19 protein-coding genes are annotated in these 19,290 nt (G+C 43.2%); 15 read left to right on the forward strand and 4 right to left on the reverse strand.

Annotated features, from left to right (window positions below; translation table 11 throughout):
• Positions 1 to 330 precede the first annotated feature (330 nt).
• Positions 331 to 1,404, forward strand: a complete 1,074-nt coding sequence (locus VM640_RS02740; protein ID WP_325389683.1) for a tetraprenyl-beta-curcumene synthase family protein — start codon at positions 331 to 333, stop codon at positions 1,402 to 1,404.
• Here the strand turns inward: VM640_RS02740 and VM640_RS02745 are convergent, their stop codons facing one another.
• Together VM640_RS02745 and VM640_RS02750 are read right to left on the reverse strand one after the other, a co-directional pair.
• The gene (locus tag VM640_RS02745; RefSeq protein WP_325389685.1) at positions 1,405 to 2,427 is read right to left on the reverse strand and encodes a polyprenyl synthetase family protein; all 1,023 of its coding nucleotides are present in this window, start codon (positions 2,425 to 2,427) and stop codon (positions 1,405 to 1,407) included.
• A gap of 224 nt (positions 2,428 to 2,651) precedes the next feature.
• Positions 2,652 to 3,803 (reverse strand): VanW family protein, encoded by a 1,152-nt coding sequence (locus VM640_RS02750; protein ID WP_325389687.1) that lies wholly within the window; start codon positions 3,801 to 3,803, stop codon positions 2,652 to 2,654.
• Positions 3,804 to 4,029: 226 nt separating this feature from the next.
• Here VM640_RS02750 and VM640_RS02755 point away from each other — a divergent pair, with 226 nt between their 5' ends.
• Entirely contained in the window at positions 4,030 to 4,767 is a 738-nt protein-coding gene (locus VM640_RS02755; protein WP_325389689.1) for an SDR family NAD(P)-dependent oxidoreductase, read from the forward strand.
• Between the two features lie 78 nt (positions 4,768 to 4,845).
• On the opposite strand, the gene VM640_RS02760 is transcribed toward VM640_RS02755, so the two are convergent.
• On the reverse strand, positions 4,846 to 5,283 hold the full coding sequence (locus VM640_RS02760; RefSeq protein ID WP_325389691.1) for a CBS domain-containing protein: 438 nt from the start codon (positions 5,281 to 5,283) through the stop codon (positions 4,846 to 4,848).
• Positions 5,284 to 5,515: 232 nt separating this feature from the next.
• Between VM640_RS02760 and larB the strand changes: the two genes are divergently transcribed.
• Both larB and larC read left to right on the forward strand, forming a co-directional pair.
• On the forward strand, positions 5,516 to 6,271 hold the full coding sequence (gene larB, locus VM640_RS02765) for a nickel pincer cofactor biosynthesis protein LarB (RefSeq protein WP_325389693.1): 756 nt from the start codon (positions 5,516 to 5,518) through the stop codon (positions 6,269 to 6,271).
• Between the two features lie 2 nt (positions 6,272 to 6,273).
• On the forward strand, positions 6,274 to 7,515 hold the full coding sequence (larC, locus tag VM640_RS02770) for a nickel pincer cofactor biosynthesis protein LarC (RefSeq protein WP_325389695.1): 1,242 nt from the start codon (positions 6,274 to 6,276) through the stop codon (positions 7,513 to 7,515).
• Between the two features lie 88 nt (positions 7,516 to 7,603).
• Here the strand turns inward: larC and VM640_RS02775 are convergent, their stop codons facing one another.
• Positions 7,604 to 8,287, reverse strand: coding sequence for a hypothetical protein (locus VM640_RS02775; RefSeq protein WP_325389697.1), 684 nt, complete (start codon positions 8,285 to 8,287; stop codon positions 7,604 to 7,606).
• Between VM640_RS02775 and VM640_RS02780 the strand changes: the two genes are divergently transcribed.
• From VM640_RS02780 to VM640_RS02830, 11 genes are all read left to right on the forward strand, one after another.
• Positions 8,277 to 8,528 (forward strand): hypothetical protein, encoded by a 252-nt coding sequence (locus VM640_RS02780; RefSeq protein ID WP_325389699.1) that lies wholly within the window; start codon positions 8,277 to 8,279, stop codon positions 8,526 to 8,528. The two genes, VM640_RS02775 and VM640_RS02780, sit on opposite strands and share 11 nt — an antisense overlap.
• A gap of 386 nt (positions 8,529 to 8,914) precedes the next feature.
• A complete protein-coding gene (locus VM640_RS02785) occupies positions 8,915 to 9,574 on the forward strand; it encodes a response regulator transcription factor (RefSeq protein WP_325389701.1) in 660 nt (219 codons plus the stop codon).
• A 301-nt stretch (positions 9,575 to 9,875) separates the two neighbouring features.
• Positions 9,876 to 11,096 carry a NapC/NirT family cytochrome c gene (locus VM640_RS02790; RefSeq protein WP_325389703.1) on the forward strand — a complete coding sequence of 407 codons (1,221 nt, stop codon included), beginning with the start codon at positions 9,876 to 9,878 and terminating at the stop codon, positions 11,094 to 11,096.
• Positions 11,097 to 11,386: 290 nt separating this feature from the next.
• On the forward strand, positions 11,387 to 11,848 hold the full coding sequence (locus VM640_RS02795) for a cytochrome c3 family protein (RefSeq protein WP_325389705.1): 462 nt from the start codon (positions 11,387 to 11,389) through the stop codon (positions 11,846 to 11,848).
• A gap of 29 nt (positions 11,849 to 11,877) precedes the next feature.
• Positions 11,878 to 12,255 (forward strand): hypothetical protein, encoded by a 378-nt coding sequence (locus VM640_RS02800; RefSeq protein ID WP_325389706.1) that lies wholly within the window; start codon positions 11,878 to 11,880, stop codon positions 12,253 to 12,255.
• Positions 12,231 to 13,457, forward strand: coding sequence for a hypothetical protein (locus VM640_RS02805; protein ID WP_325389707.1), 1,227 nt, complete (start codon positions 12,231 to 12,233; stop codon positions 13,455 to 13,457). The genes VM640_RS02800 and VM640_RS02805 overlap by 25 nt, the downstream gene beginning before the upstream one ends.
• A 15-nt stretch (positions 13,458 to 13,472) precedes the next feature.
• Positions 13,473 to 14,141: a tetratricopeptide repeat protein gene (locus VM640_RS02810; protein WP_325389709.1), complete on the forward strand. Its 669-nt coding sequence runs from the start codon at positions 13,473 to 13,475 to the stop codon at positions 14,139 to 14,141.
• 1 nt (position 14,142) lies between these two features.
• On the forward strand, positions 14,143 to 15,114 hold the full coding sequence (locus tag VM640_RS02815; RefSeq protein ID WP_325389711.1) for a 6-bladed beta-propeller: 972 nt from the start codon (positions 14,143 to 14,145) through the stop codon (positions 15,112 to 15,114).
• Positions 15,115 to 15,266: 152 nt separating this feature from the next.
• On the forward strand, positions 15,267 to 17,024 hold the full coding sequence (locus VM640_RS02820; protein WP_325389713.1) for a cytochrome c3 family protein: 1,758 nt from the start codon (positions 15,267 to 15,269) through the stop codon (positions 17,022 to 17,024).
• Between the two features lie 453 nt (positions 17,025 to 17,477).
• Positions 17,478 to 18,104 (forward strand): tetratricopeptide repeat protein, encoded by a 627-nt coding sequence (locus VM640_RS02825; protein ID WP_325389715.1) that lies wholly within the window; start codon positions 17,478 to 17,480, stop codon positions 18,102 to 18,104.
• Positions 18,105 to 18,356: 252 nt separating this feature from the next.
• Positions 18,357 to 19,259, forward strand: a complete 903-nt coding sequence (locus tag VM640_RS02830) for an NHL repeat-containing protein (RefSeq protein WP_325389717.1) — start codon at positions 18,357 to 18,359, stop codon at positions 19,257 to 19,259.
• Positions 19,260 to 19,290 lie beyond the last annotated feature (31 nt).

The following is a 19,290-nucleotide window of genomic DNA, read 5'->3' on the forward strand; positions in this document are numbered from 1 at the left end:
AAATTTTGGGGCAGATAGTATAAGTGCAACCAGCGGCTTTCATTCTCCTACGATGCATGTATTTATGTCCGGCAGGATAAGGCAACTAGGGCTAGCACCTTCGCTAGGGCTTGGTACTAGCCAAGTTTTCTTTATCGCTGAAGCTCGGCGAAAGCCGGGTTTTCTTTAGCTTTGACTTAAAAAGCATCTGGATAAGACATCTACAGAAAAGGTAGTGTTTTTCCAAATGCTTTTGTTTTTGTATGATGAATCGGCATTTCTAAAGGTACAGGGTTTACAAGATGCTTTTTTAGGGACAAAATAGAGTAAAGAGGATTATTGTAAGGAGTAATGCCTGTGCCGTATGTTATCAAGGAAAATCCTAAATTTCTTTTGATTTTACGTTTCGTGAAAGAGGTTTTTCCACGCGTCAAAAAGGAACTCCGTTTCTGGAGTTCGAGGGTGGAGAAAGCACCGGATTTTGTTCTCTCCGAACAGGCTCTTGATTCTTTGCAGCGCAAAGCATTCCATTGTTTAGGAGGGAGTCTCTATGCCCTCTATCCGGGAGCGGAGCGAGAAACGATGATTGAATTTATTGTAGCTTATCAGACGATCAGCGACTATTTGGATAATCTCGTAGATGCTGCAAATGTTCAGGATGAAAAGGCCTTCGCGCAGCTTCATCTCGCGATGACGGAAGCTTTAGATCCTGAAGCAGAACTCTCAGATTATTATGCGGAATATCCTCACCGGGAGGATGGCGGATATTTAGAACACTTAGTTCGTACCTGCCAGGCGAATTTAAAGGCGCTCCCTTCTTTTCCAGTTGTGAAAGCTGAGTTAGCTTGGTTAGCCTCGCTTTATTCTTCCTTGCAGACGTCAAAACATCTCCGAATAGAGGAAAGAGAAGAGAAAATGCTTTCCTGGCTTCGACCTAACCAGGTCAATTATCCGGAAGTATCCGTCTGGGAATTTGCAGCCGCGACTGGTTCTACCCTCGGAATTTTTTGTCTAGTTGCTGCTGCCCATCGACCAGGATTGACATCAGAAGAGGTTTGTCGCTTAAAACGGGCTTATTTCCCTTGGATCAGTGGCTTACATATTCTCCTCGATTACTTTATTGATTTTGTTGAAGACCGTGAAACAAAGCAACTCAATTTTGTCCAGTATTATGCGAATATTTCAGAGCGGGAGGAGAGACTCGTTCTCTTCTTACGGGAATCACTGGAACGCTCTCGTCATTTATTTTATCCCAAATTTCATCAAGCAGTGGTCGAAGGGCTTTTAGCTATGTATCTATCCGATCCGAAGACAAAAATCGAGGAGCTAAACGGAGGGACTCGTGCCCTACTCTCCGCAGGGGGGAGCAAGATCCGTATCCTTTACTGGCTGTGCGTTTTGCTACGCAAGAAAGGAATATTGTGATTAATTTTGCCGATAAACCACGGTGTAAGCGAGTTTAGTCAGCAGGGTTTTAGAAGGACAGTCTGGGATCTTTTCAAGGTACGATAAAGCAGACTCGACACAGGTTAGGGCAGTAGAGAAGGCTTGGTCCAGTGCTTTGGAGGAGAACAAGGCCTGAATTATTTTAGACATGTTTTGAGGAGTTGGTTTGTCCTGAATAATTTCCCGAGCCCACGGACCATACAACGGATTTTTTAATAGGTAGATTATGGGCAAGGTGAGGTTCCCGTTGTTCAGATCAGCAGCAACCGGTTTGCCTGTCTGCTCGGGATTTCCGGTGAAATCGAGAAGATCATCAATAATTTGATAGGCATAGCCCAGGTACATACCGAAAGTACCCAGCCGTTCAATATCTCCCTGTGAGGCTCCTGCCGTGACCGCTCCAGAACGGCAGGAGCCTGCAAGAAGAATGCCGGTTTTCTGCGCGATACGCTCAAAGTAATCATTAACCGTGATTGAAATATCAAATTGATGATCGGCTTGGGCAACTTCCCCGATACACATTGATTGAATCGCTTCAACAAGATATTTCATGCTATCCAGGAGCTGATGAGCAGATAGAAGCTGAAACGCCTCAGCGAAAAGATAATCTCCTGTAAGGACTGCGTTAAGGTTGCCCTGTTGAAAATTGATCGTCGGTTGCCCGCGTCTCAGTTCGGAATGATCGATGACATCATCATGAATGAGTGAAGCCATATGGATCAGCTCAGCAGCAACAGCAGCTTGTAGGGTGGCCGTATTCAATGGGCCAAAGCACATTGCACTATGCAGGGTTAGGAGGGGGCGAAGACGTTTTCCTCCAGATGATAAAAGTTGAGTACAGGATTCACGGATCATACCCTGTGCCTTTTCGACAGTTCGTTTAAGTTGTTCTTCCACGATCAGTAATTCAGGAAGTACGGAAGGAGAGTTTTCGCTCAAGTTGAGAGAACCATAGGTTGACCTCTCGGAATTCGGTGCAACTGCTTCTGTCAGGATATTCATTTTAACCGTCCTTTACTTGATCAGCTTATCCGAGCAATTCTCGAATAGCGCTAATCGTAGTATGCCTGAAATTCGTAAAGGATACACGTCGATGGTCCAACTGGGTTTTATGGTAAATGAAAGCTATCAATAATTAAGAAACCTTCAGATGGAGTATATAACTCCGCCTGAAGGTTTATATTCTATCTGGAGTATTATACTCCTCCTGAAGTGAGTTTTCCTTATTAGGCTCTGCCATAAAGGTCAAAGGTTAGTGTCTTACCTTGAATGGTGCTTCGGATCAGGAGTAAACCCGAAGTGTTGTTCCTGAATTTCAGATCGAGGTAAGGATAAGCAACCGTAGCGTCCTGACCCGGAGGTACATAGGTGATCTCCAGAGAATGCGGATGACGTTCGACGATATTAAGCTTAGCTAAAACGGCTGCATTATAGAGGGTGGAGGAGACTTGGCAGATTCCACCTCCTAGTCCAGGGACGAATTCGTCATCAACAATAATAAGTGCTTCCTTATAGCCTGCCGAAGCGGTACGTTCACCGACGGTTTGATTGAAGGAAAATTCTCCACCAGGCGTAAGAATTACACCGTCGAGAGCCTTCGCAGCAAGACGCACATTTTCTGTGCGTTCGACGTTCGAGGGATCAAACTGGGATGAGTATCTCGCCACTAGGCCAGTTATTTTCATCCCTTCGAGTTGGGCCGCGGTAACTTGGGGTTGATCTAACACCCGGATAGGAACCTTGATCGGAGTCGGCTGTAAGGGATCAAGGCTTTCAACTTTTGAAATTAACGAATCAAGATTAACTTCTTGTCCTGATGTTTCTTTCTCAATCTCCATACGATTATCTGGTGTAATTTTGAAGGTGGCATCCTTTAAGGGCATATTGTAGGAGGAAAAAGCGGTTTCCAGCGTTTTCTGGAGCTGTTCCTTATCCCAGTGGGAGTCAAGTGGAAAAATAAGTGAGGTCCCTTTTTGAGCACGGTATTTTCTCAAAGCTTTCTGTACTATATTCTCATCACGGCCCTGCTGATAGGCCAGTTGAACTATTTTATCGAGGTCGTAGGACAGGCCTAAATCTCTTAAGGGCAGTTTAACTATTTCCAAGGTCTGGGCTTGGATTTGGAATTCAATGGGCTGATCGAGGATAGGCGTGATGTGTGTTTCAAGTTTTTGTCGGGCATCTGATGGAGTTAGGTTAGACAGATTAACGGTGCCGACTTCGACTCCCTCGAGAATCAGTCCGGTATCCCGGCTGTAAAGATAAAGCCCTCCAAAACTTATGACTGCCAGTGTCAGGAGTAACGAAAGCAAAATAATGATGATTTTCTTCCGAGGTTTTGGTTTGGGTTGGGCTATCTGCATGGTTTCTACTTCCAAAGTTCTACTCCTCCTTATTCTCTTTACATCAAACTATATGGCGGGGTAGAAGAGAAGTTGATAAAATTTTAATAAGCAGTATTATAAGTTCGCCTTCAATTTTCGATTTTCCTTCTATCTGCGCGTATATAACACACGCTGGGAAGAAGGTGTTGTTATACTACTGTCCTTGCCGATCCCATACAAGTACGGTATACTAAGTAAAAATAAGGGAGGGGATCGTTATATGTTGCAAGGAAAAACAGCATTAATTACCGGTGGAGGCACTGGGATTGGACGAGCTATTGCCTTAACACTTGCGCGTGAGGGTGTGAATGTTGCTCTGAACTATTCTCGTTCCGCCGAAGAAGCTCTGCGTACGCAAACTGAAATTGAAGCTTTGGACGTCAAGTCCTTAACTTATCAGGCTAATGTAGCCTCTGATCGGGAAGTAAGAGAAATGGTACACAAAGTTATCACAGATTTTGGACAGTTGGACATTCTCGTCAATAATGCCGGCATCACACATTTTGTGGATCATAATGATTTGGAAGGCTTAAAGGAAGAATATTGGGATGATATTTTAGGCGTAAATGTGAAAGGACTTTTCTTCTGCTGCCGAGCAGCAGCCGAGGAGTTAAGAAAGCAAAAAGGATGTATCATCAATATGGCTTCAATTGCCGGATTTACAGGGTTGGGAAGTTCAATCGCTTATTCAGCCTCAAAGGCGGCCAATATTAGCATCACCAAGTCCTTCGCTCGAGTGCTCGCTCCTGAAGTACGCGTCAACGCGATTGCCCCAGGGGTTGTCAAAACACGCTGGGTAGAAGGACAAGATGAACATATTAAGCATCTCGGTGAGGGGACACCGCTTCAGAGGATTGCTACGCCAGAAGATATTGCTGAAGTGGCCTATGGTTTAATTGACAAGGCTAGCTTTGTTACCGGTCAGGTTATTGTTGTTGATGGGGGAAACTTCATTTAGAGTGAAAGAGGTAAGAGAGGATAGCAGGAGCTAATCCTCTCTTTTTTAGCATCGCCGAAAGTGACCCAAATGTAATAGTTAATCAGGAGATCGAGATTCCACTTTAGATCTTATTTCAAATAGCTGTTTGGCGTAATACTCGAGAATTTCGCGGCGTCGGACTATTCCAATGAATATTTTCTGATCATCTACGACCGGGATGAAATTTTGCTCAATCGCTCGTGAAAGCAAATCTTCAATATGGGCATCGATGGAAACGGGGTGGTTCTGAATATGCTGTTCTATTTCAGTCAGATGAATATTCTGCGTATTTTCAAACGTAAGACCTGGGGTATTTTTGAGTTTCCACAATAGATCTCCTTCGGTAAGGGTTCCCATATATCGTCCCCCATCATCGATTAGGGGAATTGCGGAATAACGATGAAATTCCATGCGTTCCAAAGCTTGGCGCATGGTCGCACTATATTTCAGATAAACGACTTCGTTTTTAGGGATAAGAAAAAAGACAACATTCATTACACGACATCTCTCCTCAATATTTTCTAAACTTATTTTAACAGGAAATGAGGAGTGTGTGCAAAGTTAAATATTAAGGAAAAAGTGGAAAAAGGAAACTATAAGGAATAAATGTTCGAAATTGATCGAGACGAAATTGTGTAACTTGTTAGGGCGTGCTATGCTATACACGAACTTCGATGTTCAATATGATGGTTCGAGAACAGTGAAAAAGGATTGAAGAAGAGTGGGAATGAATGAAAAAACTTTACGAATCCTGCTGCAAGAAATTAAACAGCAGAAATTAAGCATAGAAGAAGGGATCGAGCGCTTAAAGGTTCTACCTTTTGAAGATTTAGGGTTTGCTAAAGTGGATTATCACCGTAACCTCCGTCAGGGGTTTTCGGAAGTGATCTATTGTGCAGGAAAAACAACAGAACAGGTTGTCGCGATAGCGGAGAAGCTTTCTGAGCACGGCGGAGGAAATATCTTAGCGACACGAGCTAAGCCTAAGGTGTATAAAGCTGTTTTAGAACGAATACCTGATGCCGAGTACCATTCTTTAGCCCGCACCATTATGATTCGGCGGGGCAAGCAAGAAGAGCGAGGAAATATTCTCGTTTTAAGTGCGGGAACTTCGGATTTGCCAGTTGCGGAAGAGGCAGCGATTACTGCTGAGATGATGGGGAATCACGTTGAAAGAGTGTACGATACCGGTGTCGCTGGGATTCATCGTTTGCTCAGTCAAACAGAGAAACTCCGCTATGCTCGAGTGATCATCGTCGTGGCCGGGATGGAAGGAGCTTTAGCCAGTGTCGTCGGCGGACTTGTGGACAAGCCCGTGATTGCCGTTCCGACCAGTGTCGGGTATGGCGCAAGCTTTGGAGGATTGGCTGCGTTGCTGGCAATGCTAAATAGTTGTGCCAGTGGGGTTAGTGTAGTCAATATCGATAATGGTTTTGGAGCGGGCTATCAGGCCAGTTTAATTAATCGCTTAGGGGAGAACTGAACATGAGAATTGCTTACTTTGATTGTTTTGCTGGAATCAGCGGCGATATGACCTTAGGAGCGTTAATTGATGCCGGACTTAATTTTGAACTTTTGAAGTCAGATTTGGCGAAACTTCATCTTCATGATTATGAAATTCGACAGGAAAAAGTAATCAAACAAGGGATGACGGGGACTAAAATTCATGTCTTGTCCCAAGAGGGACATATACACCGTCACCTACAGGATATTACCCGGATTATTGAAGACAGTGAATTGGTCGAAGAGGTAAAGAAAAAAGCGATCACTGTTTTCCGAAGGCTTGCGGAAGCTGAGGGCAAAGTGCATGGTACCTCACCAGAGCAGGTTCATTTTCATGAAGTGGGAGCGGTTGATGCGATTATCGATATTGTCGGAGCAGTAATCGGTCTATGGCATCTTGGAATTGAAAAGGTTTATGCCTCGGCGCTTCACACAGGCAGAGGTTTTACCAAAGCGGCGCACGGAACGATTCCGATTCCGGCCCCAGCGACCTTGGAATTACTTCGGGGGATTCCAATCTATACTCAAGATATCCCATTTGAGCTGGTCACTCCTACCGGTGCAGCTATTCTTACCACCTACTGCCATGATTACGGTGATATGCCTGTGATGGAAGTTGAGAGAATCGGTTATGGAGCTGGGGATCGCGAGCTTTCGATCCCGAATTTATTAAGAATGATGATTGGGGAAAGAAGTGAGAAAATCCAGCAGGAAAATGCTGAATTGCCCCCGAGGGGAGACGTGCGTTTTTTCAAAGAACAAACCATCCAAGAGGGACAAGCACTCATGATCGAGGCTAATATTGATGATATGAACCCTGAGTTTTATGATTATCTGATCCAAAAGTTTCTGAAGGAAGGGGCAATGGATGTCTTTCTTCAACCTATACAGATGAAGAAGAATCGCCCCGCAATCACGCTTTCCGTGCAGATTCACCCTACTCAGTTAGAAAAATTCAAGACTCTTATTTTAAAGGAGACGACGACAATCGGGGTCCGGGTGTACCCAGTGACGAAATATATGCTCCCTTACCAAGTGTTAACGGTAAATACCCCTTGGGGCAAGGCAAGAGTGAAAGTTGTTCGGGCTGGAGAAGAGTATCAAACATTTTCTCCAGAATATGAGGATTGCCGGCTGATTGCTGAAACTCATAATCTTCCTTTAAAAGAAGTTTATGACGAGGTGAAAAGACGAGCGTTTGGGCTGATTGATAGAATAAAGTAAAAAATAAAACAATAAAAAAACGAGATCCCCTGTGTGGGAATCTCGTTTTTTTGTTTTTGGTTTAAATTCACTTGAAATAAGCTTTACTTTATTGCTTAAGTGCCTTCCAATATTTCTCAACTTTATCAAGGAGCGTTTGAGCATAGGGAAAGTTGTGAACTCCCTTCGAGCCATCTGCATTAACAAACGTGTAATAGGTTGCTCCATTTTTAAAGGCCTGGACATTAGGATCTTCGGGTTTTAACGAGACCACCTTTTTGCTCCATTCTTCGTAAATCGGTTCGAGTTTGTCCAGTCTGTTCGAGATTATTTCTTGCTCATTTTTAACTCTATTGACCATGTCAGCGCTCGACGGATGGCAAACCGCACATTTTTCCTGATTGAAGACTGATCTAAAAGCTTGATAATCAATCTCTGTAGTGTATGGGCGAATTCCTTTAGGGTCTTGGGTCACTGTAACTCCAGGAACCATAAAGTCGTGCTTACTCTCATTGGTTATATGGCAATCGATACAGGAGAAAGTGTCTTTCTGATATTTGTACTTGTAAGACGGCATAGGTAAAATGTCGGAAATTGCCACCCCTTGAATCATCTGTAACTGGGGATGATTAACTTCATTCCCAGGTGTGGGGTTACCGCTGGAATTGATATGACAAGAGCCACAGGATTGCCAGCCCGTATTTCGTAATTTATAAGAGTTCTTAAGATGGCAGGCTTGGCAGCTAGTTCCTTCAGTCTGAATGGAAAGTTTATAATGGCTGGTGTTTTGCACTTGGGTTAGGATTGAGGAATTTTCTTCAGGTGAGGAAGAAGCAGTGCTCGGTTGTGCGGAGGGAGAAGGGGGAATTGAAGTGCTATTCACAGAAGGAGTGGAAGAAGAGGAGAAATCGCTAGAAGAAGATTCCTGTGTTGCCGAGAAAGTGGCTGATCCTGTTGAAGAAGGGGTAGATTGTCCGATGATGATTGAAGATTGCCCTGTATTAGTAAGTATTCCTTGCTTAGCTAATGTATGAGAGTTCCCATAGAGGGAACCGGCAAGTAAACCAAAGATACCCAGGAGAATAATTGTAGATCGAATTTTCACATCAACACCTCTATTCATTCGCTATAGCTTAGAAATTAACCTGATAGATAAGTATGACCAAAGGTCTGAACTCATTACACGATGAGGAAAGAACAGATAAGGATATTATTAGACAATAATTCCATTGATTGGGTAATTTTCGCAAAAGGAAATCCGGTTGTATTATAGAATTCAACAAGTGAATACCAAATATAACCATGTAGACCAAAATCTAGTGTAAATGAATATCTGGAATTCGTAAATACATAGCGTAGAGTATTCCAGAAGCAAAAGAACTACGGCGAAGAATGTATTTCAAGGAAGCAGGGATGAGAAATGACGGTACAGGTCCTCATGGCAGATGAAAATTATCTTCAATTGGAAGGGCTGAATAAACTCTTTGAAACTGTCGAGGACATCCAAGTTAAACAGATGGTTAGAAATGAACTGGAAATTGTAAACAAGATACCCGATACTCACCCGGATATCATTATGATGGATCTGCATTCACCAATCTGTAATGGGATTCGAGCTGTGCGTCAAATTCATACGGACTATCCACAGATACGAATTCTTATCCTCTCAAACCTATGCAATGTTGAAGCGATTCGTTCAGTCTTAGAAGCAGGCGCTTCCGGATATATTTTAAAACAATGTTCTTTTACAGAACTACTTCACGCCATTCGAGCGATCGCGGAGGGAAATTCTTACTTTCATCCTATGGTCGCTAAACTTATTCTCAGTGGCATCATGCAAACCGGTCATGGGGCGGTTGAAGGCGCAGAAATGGATGCTCATTTGACCGGGCGGGAAATGGAAGTTTTGCAATGGGTGGCGGAAGGGTATACGAATCAAGATATTGCGAAGCAGCTGTTTATCAGTGCGAAGACGGTCCAGACCCATCGACGGAACATTATGGACAAATTAGGCTGCCATGATCGCGTGAATCTCGTAAAATATGCGATCCAGAATGGAATTATTGCGCTTCAAGAGTAAAAATAGAAGTTTACACCGCATGACCTTATTTTTTTTCTTAGATTTTGAGTTTGACCATCGGTCCTGGAAGAGACTGGTATTCCCTGCGATTCCTGGGATCGCAAGAAAGCTTTGGGCGAAGAGAGTACAACGATATACTCTCGACAAGGTAGCAAGCATACGCGATGGAGGGGTATTTCTATTGGGAGAAGTTAAGTAAACTAGAGATAAAAAGTATGAGTTTTTGGAATTTATACGTTTTGTATTTCACAGGAGGTGAATACATTTTAATAAAACTCCAAAAAGGAGGAGGATTGGATTAGTGAAAGAAAGGTTTAGCACATTAAGGAATAAGCTCAAATTCCGTAGGAAAGAGCAAACAGCGACCCCCCCTAAGAAACGTGGCAAAGGGTTTGTCCTATTGCTGGGTATCGTCCTTATTCTTATTATTGCTGGTGGAGCGAGTCTAAAAGTTACCTCTTCAAATTCATTTTGTACGAGTTGTCATGAAATGCAGCCCGAGCACCTGACCTATCAGGTCACATCCCATGTGAAATATTCCTGCACCACTTGCCATGTCACACCCGGCGTCGGTAATTATATCGAGAGTAAGTTTAAAGTTATTGGCTATATTGGCAAGCATTTTACCCAAAAATATACTCAACCGATCGTTTCCCATGCACCGATCCCCAATCAGGTTTGCGAAAGTTGCCACTCGACTATGAGGAAAGTGACAGCTTCTGGCGACATCAATATCCCTCATGATAAACATTTGCAACAAGGGATAGCTTGTACGGCTTGCCACGGTGGGGTAGCCCATGCCTTTGTCGCAGAGCGGGGTCTTACGACCCAAAAAAACCTAGCAACCTGGACCGTTGCCAAAGCCGAACAAGTCAGTAATTTCGACGATACGAAAACGGCTATGGAAGCATGTATGGATTGTCATGAAAAAGTAAACGAAGGTAAAAAACCCTGGCTGGATAATCAAGGACTCGGCAAAACTGAGGCGCAACGGGTAGCTGATATTCAAGATGTTCAGAAACAAGCTCAAGAAGGAAATGGTAAACTTCCACAGGCGGTCCAGACTCTGGCATCCACAGGAACAAGCGAACTCACAGCCCCAATGCGTTGCGCTCCTTGTCATCTAAAGATTCAAACTCCAGTCAATCACGTGGATAGTTCATGGAAGAATACCCATGGAATAACCGCTGCTCAAGATGTGAAATATTGCGCTGAATGTCACTCCAGACAGCGTGAGCGGGTCTTGATCACCGCCCAAACGACTGTCCAAGATTATACCCGAACGAACACGCTGTGTGCATCCTGTCACGAAAAACGTCCTGAGGGTCACTTAGCCAATAAGCAACTATGGTTACCTGCTCACTCAAGCATCATCAAGGACAAGGGAGTGCAGAACTGTCTCGTCTGCCACGAAATCGATAAGGCGACAGATCAGAATGATAAGAAGATGCCCGGCGTTAATGCGGTAACCTGTAATACCTGCCACTGGTTTAAGAATGGGAAGGTAGAGTTTACGAAGTAAAGATAGATGAGGCGTTGAAAGAAGGTACTGAAATATACGGTAAGTGAGTCTAAGGTATCTTGGTTATTAAGTTCCTGTAAAAAGTGAATAAGGCACAAGGGAAACCGGTTTGAAGGGTTGAAGGGCGAAAGGAGAAAGAATGAAAAACCGGCGGATTATTTGGGTCAGGACGGGTTTGTTCTTCCTATTATTCATCGGGCTACTAGGTATAACGACCTGGAGTTCGAGTACAGGTTCAACTCTCCTTTGCCAAAAATGCCATGTCATGAAACCTCAGGCCATGACCTGGAGTGAATCCTCGCATCGGAATATCCCCTTGTGTCACCTGCCATATCAACCCGAGAATAACAGACCGTTTACGCTTTAGTTTCGGGCTCATTCCCAAAGCATACCAGGTCTTAACCCAGAATTATATTCTCCCGCTTCATACGGGAAACTCAGTCCGCAATGACGCTTGTCTCCAGTGCCATACCCCTAATCGCACGGTCACCCCGAGAAACGATCTCATTGTTCCCCATGATCAGCATTACCTCAATGGAGTGTACTGCGTTGATTGCCATAAGGGAGTAACGCATGGTCAGATCGATGAGCGAAATCAAACCATTGATGGCGATTTCCAAAAGTGGACATCGGAGTTTGCAAAACAGGAAATGGCCTCTGGAAATTTGCGGATAGGAATGAGGGAGTGCATGGAATGCCATCAGACAAAGGAAATCGGCCCCTCCAATGTACTGGGTGTCATGAAAAGATAGATTACCCCGGATTCCCATAAAATTAAAACGTGGGAGCGGCAACACGGCAAGAAGCCATCTCAAACATCGAAGCATGTGAAAAGTGTCATGATTATACCAATATTGAAGGCAAACCTCTGAGAGACAAGGAGAAAGATGTTGCTAAATATGCTAGAGAGAATAGCTTCTGTGAAGACTGCCATTTGAAGGCGGTTTCGCCTCATGAGGAGGGATGGGCTTTCTCGCACTGCTTCAATGTTAAACGAGAAGATGCAGTTCGATGCTTAATCTGTCATGAAATGAATCAGCCCAAAGAAGACGTAAATAGCGCAGTGATTTATTGCTCGAAATGTCATGAGGAAAACCTTGGACCGGCGTTTATAGGTAGGAGCGTTAAGAGAAAATGGACAACAACGAGCCATCCTTAGGCACTGAGAAATTGAATACAGATGAGATGGAAACGACTCACGATTCACTGGGGACTACGCCTGAAACAGTGGACTTCGAGTGCCTAAAAATAGATCCAGAAGTAGTGAGTCCTGATTTAGAAGATGCAAATGCAGTTTCGGATACCAAGTCTAACGTTTCTGGAACTCCGCCTAATTCACCTCGTCGCAAAAAGCGGTGGCTAAAAAGGCTTATTCTATTCTTCTGTATTTTGGCTTTCGGCGCTATAGGGCTAACCCAAAGTCCGAGTGCAAGCATCGTTTGTCAGGGGTGCCACGAAATGAAGCCTGAAATTGCAACTTGGCAAGCCTCAAGTCATTCAAAAATTGCTTGTATACAATGCCATCAAGAGATTAATGCAGCCCATCTTGTTCAACTCATCCACTTTACCAAAAAATATTACTTACCGATTCAAGTGAAAGAACCTGTTCCTAATTCGATATGTGAAAATTGCCACTCGGAAAATCGAACGGTAACTCCTCGTGGAGATTTAACCGTTCCTCACCAAAAACATGAAACGGAAGGAATCGCCTGTACAACGTGTCATATTGGAGTTGCTCACGGCGGAATCGCAGAACGACAAGAAACAATTGATGGTGATTTCAGCCGTTGGACCGATGTAACCGGAAGGCAAAATATGGCCTGGCAGTATAAGACGATGAGTATGACAGAATGTCTTAATTGTCATAAAGACAGAAATGGTCCTCAGGATTGTAAATCCTGTCATAGTCGAATCATTCCTCCGCCTTCTCATCAACCCAAGGAATGGGTACAGAATGGGCTCCATGGGCAAGAAGCTTTTAAGAATCTTGATTCCTGTAATGAATGTCACAGCTATTCAATGAACTTGGTGCGCGTCCAAAATAATGACAAAGTTATTTCGTATGCGCGGAGCAATTCCTTCTGCGTTGAATGCCATTCCAAAAAACCGGAAAGTCATACTTTCCAACCGTTCCTACATGGGGCACGAGCGACGCAAGACCAAAGAGGATGTTTAGTTTGCCATGAAAAAACCACAACGAAAAAAGCAAATGTTGCAACGAAAACCATATGTATAAGTTGTCATAAACAACAACATTCCTTGCCGAGATTTCATCCGGTCCCGATTCAGCAAGGCGTGGGTCCAGTTGCAAGTTGTTATAAATGTCACTCTCAAAGTAAATGTTCAAAGTGTCATAAGTAAGGAGGATATCACGTTATGATTCAGTCGCCAGAACCTATTCTTACGCCAAAGCCTTTTAAGACAATTAAGTTATGGAAAGAACTCGTGATTCTCGTGGGCTGCGCTTTAATTATCTTTGCTGCGGGCCAATTTGTGGGAGTCAAATATTTTTGGAATCAATTTGATAAGACTCCTCTAACTGACAAGTTATACGAAGGTGCACTTGCTAAAGTGAAGTCAACTCCAAACGATCCCAATAGTTACATCGACTTAGGCTGGGCCTTATTTCAAAAAGGGCAATACAATGAAGCTCTCGCGCAATATAAGAAAGCGACAGAGCTGGATGATAAAAGTTCCCGTGCCTATCTAAATTTGGGCATTGCTTATCGACAAGTTGAAAAGATAGATATAGCGATAACCTCCTTGCAAAAGGCTATCGAACTAAATCCTAAATCCTATGAAGCTCACTACTATCTTGGGTTAACGTATCAGACCAATGAAAAGTTTGATCAGGCATTAGAAGAGTTGCAATCAGCCGATAAGCTCCACCCGGGTTCGAGTCAAATTATGTATGATATCGGGCAAACCAATGAAAAGATGGGTGACGTACAGGGTGCCAAGAATGAATATAATTATGCGCTTCAATATGATCCCAACTTTGCGAAAGCAAAAGATGCGTTGAGTCGCCTAGGAGGTGGAGAATAAGATGAGTACAACCGTTGTAGGCACAAAACTCAATCGTCCGATGCGAAGACGAAATATGTATATCATTTTGAGCGTGATTATTCTGCTCGAGGTAGGACTGTTTGCTTGGTCTTATCTCTCCAAAACGAATCCCGTAAAAACAGTTACTGACAAACTCCCCTTAGGCGCGATTGTGCCAACCTTCCAAGCCAATATATACGGCCCCTTAGGTGACCCTTTGAATAAACCCATGGCTGTCGCCGTAGTCAATAAACAAATCTATATCACGGATACCAATAATCAACGAGTTCAAGTTTTTGATTATGATGGAAATCCGATTTCTACTTTTGGCAAAAGTGGAGATAAGGAAGGGGAATTCAAATTCCCTTATGGAATTGCGAGTGATGCCCAAGGTCAAATCTATGTCGCAGATTTGTATAATGGCAACATTTCCATCTTTAGCAGCGACGGTCAGTTCATAAAATACTTTGGAAATAAAGGGGATTTTAATAAACCAGCCGGTCTCGCAATTGATGGGGATAGGGTTTATATAACAGATGTCGCCAATAATCAAATCCTCGTTTATGCTCTCGATGGGACTCAATTGTTAAAATTCGGAGAAAAAGGCGAAAAGGACGGACAACTGAATTCTCCAAATGTTATTCAACATGTGGGGAATAAAATCTATGTTTCAGATACAGGAAATGACCGTATTGAGGTTTTTGATGAACAAGGTAATTTCTTGCTAAAGGCTGTTAGCGAGTTAGCAAATCCCCGTGGGCTAAGCGTCGATGCACAAGGCAATATTTATGTGGTTAGCAACCTTTCGAGTAAGGTCGTTGTCTTTAATTCAAAAGGTGAAAAATTATTCATGTTTGGTGGAATTGGAACCGATGACGGACTACTCAAGTTTCCTAATGGATTAACCCGGGATAATCAAGGTCGATTTTATGTGACCGATGTGGGTAATGGCCGGGTTGTGATCTATCAATAATAATCTCAATTCAGGGAGGTACCGCCAACTGTTTCGAACATTCCCCGGCAGGCTTCCAAATATGTTATGAAAGGAGGGCAGGAGATATATAAAACATAATTTTAGACATAAACATGGGGATGTTCGGCAATTCGGAAGGAGGAAATATATAAATGCGTAAGATAGGCTTATTAGCCGTTCTCACCGTTGTGGGGATGTTGAGCTTCTCAGCAGTTGCTATGGCAACTCCCACACCCGATCCGACATCAACAGATCCCGCTGCTCAAGCTTATGAAACAAACGGTACTGGTGTTGGTACAGAAGGGATTTCTGGGTTTTCCGGTCAAGCTTACCGAATGAATTCTGATGGTACAGCAGGACCTGCAGGAACCCCTGATGCAAGCGGTAATAATGGTACTTCTTGGAACAGTCCGACTGTTTCCAATCTGCAGGCACCTGGTGCGATCAAGTATGATAGCCCGAACAACCAAAAAATCCACAGCAGCTACAGCAAAACGTCTGATGCTTGCGCTTCCTGTCACGCAGTCCATACCGCTGTTGGTCAAGGAAACTTGTTGCAGTGGGAAGATCCGCAAACCGCGTGCTGGGCTTGCCATGATGGCACAGTAGCCGCTACTTATAATGTTGTTACGGGTACGCATAGTGCAGATGGAGTAGAAAAAGTAAGCTCTGCTGGTCTTTTCGGTACTGGACTCGGCTCCGAAGCCGGTCTTTCCAATCACGGTATGTCTCCAAAAGACATATCTACTTTCGTAACTACTTCAGCAGCTCCTGGTGGTGCTGAAAATGCTGGAACAGACGCTGTACCAGGCGTATCAAAAGCTGTACCTTATAAAGATAAAAACGGAAACTGGTCGACTGAATTTTCTTGTATTGCTTGCCATGATCCGCACGGGACCTTTGGAAATGCTCGTATCTTGAGCCCAGACCCCAACGGCATCCAAACTGCTTATCGTACGGCTTTAGGTACTGGCGAAGTTGTGACTTCAACTGATGGAATAACCTACACGGCCAAACAAGGTGGCTGGCTGTCTGGACACGGCGTTGATCCTGTAGTAATTGTTCAAGACGATCCTATTAATTATCCACATGATGCAACTAAAAAGTTAGACAAGCCTTCTGCGATATTGGCTAATCAGCATGTTGTGGCGCAAGGTGAAGCCAATAACTTCCATGTCGACTTCAAAGCAGGTAAGATCGTCTTCGACGTAGGCGTTGCTCCTGCTGCTGGTTCCAAAGTATATATCCAATATACCCCTGGTTTAGTTGTAGACATGACTGTAAGTAACAAATTAACGCAAACTGAAACGGTTGTTTACAAATCCGGAATCAACCAATTCTGCGGCGCTTGCCATACTGACTACAACAACGTTAACAAGGTTCCAGTATGGAAAACAACCGATGGCAAGGATACTACAATCACAGGGAATAACGGCATTTTGGTTGTACCACAAGTTCAGGCTACAAATGCTGATGGCACTTTGAAGTTTAAAACTGGTGGAGCCTATAATGAACTTCTTGGTGAATATCGTTTAGCTTATCGTCACTCTGTAGGCTTTACTCGTACCGGTACTTTTGTAGCGGGTACATCCTTAGCAGTAGACTATCCTGGACTCAAATTTGACCTCTCCGCAAAGGACAGTAGTGGTAATCCAGTAATGACAGTCGACTGCTTAACATGCCACTATGCACATGGCACAAGCGATGCTTTCATTCAAACTTCCTTGAGTCAAGATGGGATCACAGCATTTGATGGCAACAATAGTGTTGGTGACCCACTCTTAGCAACAGCTGATCCAAGTCGTACAACAGCACTTAAACGTCTCCCGAACATGGGCGTTTGCCAACAATGCCATAATAAGCAAGGTGCGGCTCCTGACAATACTCTCGAACCGAATGGGGTTCACTAAGACGATAATTTAACCTAAAAAAGAACTAGCTAAAAGATTCTAGCTAGTCCAAGAAATGAGTTAGAATTTATTAGCCTTATAGAGGTACTCGCGGTGCCTTTATAAGGCTCTCCCTTTATAATAAGTAATTTTACCCAAAATGTTAACATATTTCGCAATAATTCCCCATCCAGGGGCTTAGCGCCACTATGCAATACAACTCGATGTTAAAAATGCCTTTGGCAATAAGTAAGAACTTCAATGAAGAAAACAAGGAGGATAAGTTCTCCTGGCATATATTTAGAGTCGACCTCTCCGTTGCACTCAGTAACTCGAAGAATTCTGTTTATGCGGCAGCAATCATGATTTGCACCTTCATATGTTCCAATTTAATACAGAAATCAAACACCATATATTGGATTATAAGAAGATATATGGTATATTAAGGAAAAGGAGCGAGGAGGAAATTGAATCATGACTCTGCCTCTAAAAAAAGGATTGCTTCTGAGTCTTTTAGTTGTCGTTTTATTCCTTGGTATAGCAGGGAAAGCTATCTATGGTAATGGAAAAGGTCCGAATACAGTGAATAGAGATAAAAAAGTAAACACTGTCTCGAGTTCGATTGATAATTCAAAAGCAATGATTCAGGACAAAGAGGATAAAGTTAAACAAAATCCAGGGGATGCCAATCTTTGCTTGGAATTAGGAAACCAATATTACGATTTAGCTCCTGAGTTGCGGAGTTCCAATCCTGAGGAAGCTGTGCTTGATTTTAATAAAGCAGTAGGACACTATCAGGAATATCTGAAAACGAAAAACGATCTGAGTGTATGGATAGATTTGGCGACTGCAGCCTATTACGGGAAAGACGATGCGACGGCTGAGGCCGCTTTCCAAAAGGCAATTCAAATTGATACAAAGGATTATCGCGCCCACTACAAATATGGGGTGTTTCTTTTCCATTCGAAGGAGGATTATAAAGGGGCTGTTCAAGAATTGAAAACTGCACTCGCTCTCAATCCGAGTAGCCAGGATGCCGAACAGATAAAACGGTTAATTTCTGGCCTGGAAACGGAAATCGTTGCAGGTCAAGGGAAATAAAAGAGGGCAAACCCTCATAAATTAATTTGTGAAAAGGGGAATAAACTTAAAATTTAACCAGCTCTAGAACATAAATAAAGGAGTGAAGAAATCTCCATGCTCTATCGGATAAACGTTAACATAGCTAGGAAAAGGACTAAACAGAAGATTTATGGAGCAATTTTCGTTTCGCTATTTATCCTTCTTTTGATAGTTGGAGGAGTCCTGTTTAGCAGATTTATTCCAAGTCAGAAGGTATCAGCAATAAATAACGTGTCGACGAGCTCTGGGCCTCCTCAATTTCTCTATGAACTTTATGGTGGGGATCAGGAATTTGAGAAAAAAGCGTATCCTCAAGAAAATTTCCCTACACATTTTAAAGGTCCCCTAGCAATTACAACCTCACCCGAAGGGAAAATTTTTGTAGCAGACACAGGACACTCTCAAATTCAAGTCTTTAGCTCGAAGGGTCAGTGGGTTGAGAATTTCGGACAAGGAAAAATACTCACTCCATCGGGACTTGCTTATTTTGAAAATAAATTGTTTATAGCAGATCCTAACGCCAAAAAGATTTTCGTATACGGAGAAGATGGAAAAGAATTTCCTGTTCTTTTAGATAATCAGAAATTACCGCTTAAAGACGGAAAGCAGGGTGAAGTCATTCGACCGTCGGGTATTCAAGTCGGTCCAGACCACTTGTTTTATATTACAGATATTGCGAATCATCGTGTTGTAATTTTAGATGCTCAGGGAAATATTCAGAAGAGTTTGGGGAGTCCCGGAACTGCTGATGGCCAATTTCAATATCCCAATGCCTTATTTGTAAGTAAGGATGGGAAAATCTATGTAAGCGATTCCAACAATGGTCGGCTTCAAATTTTTGATAAAGAAGGTCAATTTTTAACCAAAATCAATGGATCAAATGGAAAATATGGGTCGATGAGCTTACCCCGTGGTGTAGCGGTCACTGATCAGGGGATGATTTATGTTGTCGATGTCTTTTCACAAACGGTACGTGTCTACGATGAAGTTGGTATTGAACTTTGGGTAATGGGTGGGATGGGAAGCGGTGAGGGACAATTCAACTTCCCGAATGGTTTAGATATTGATAACGCAGGTCATATCTATGTAACCGATCGCGAGAACAATCGCATTCAAGTTTTTGGGTATAAATAAAGGTATTCAAAAAAAGAGGGAGGAATGCAGT

Source organism: Desulfitobacterium sp. (assembly GCF_035539115.1).
Taxonomy (GTDB): Bacteria; Bacillota; Desulfitobacteriia; order Desulfitobacteriales; family Desulfitobacteriaceae; genus Desulfitobacterium_A.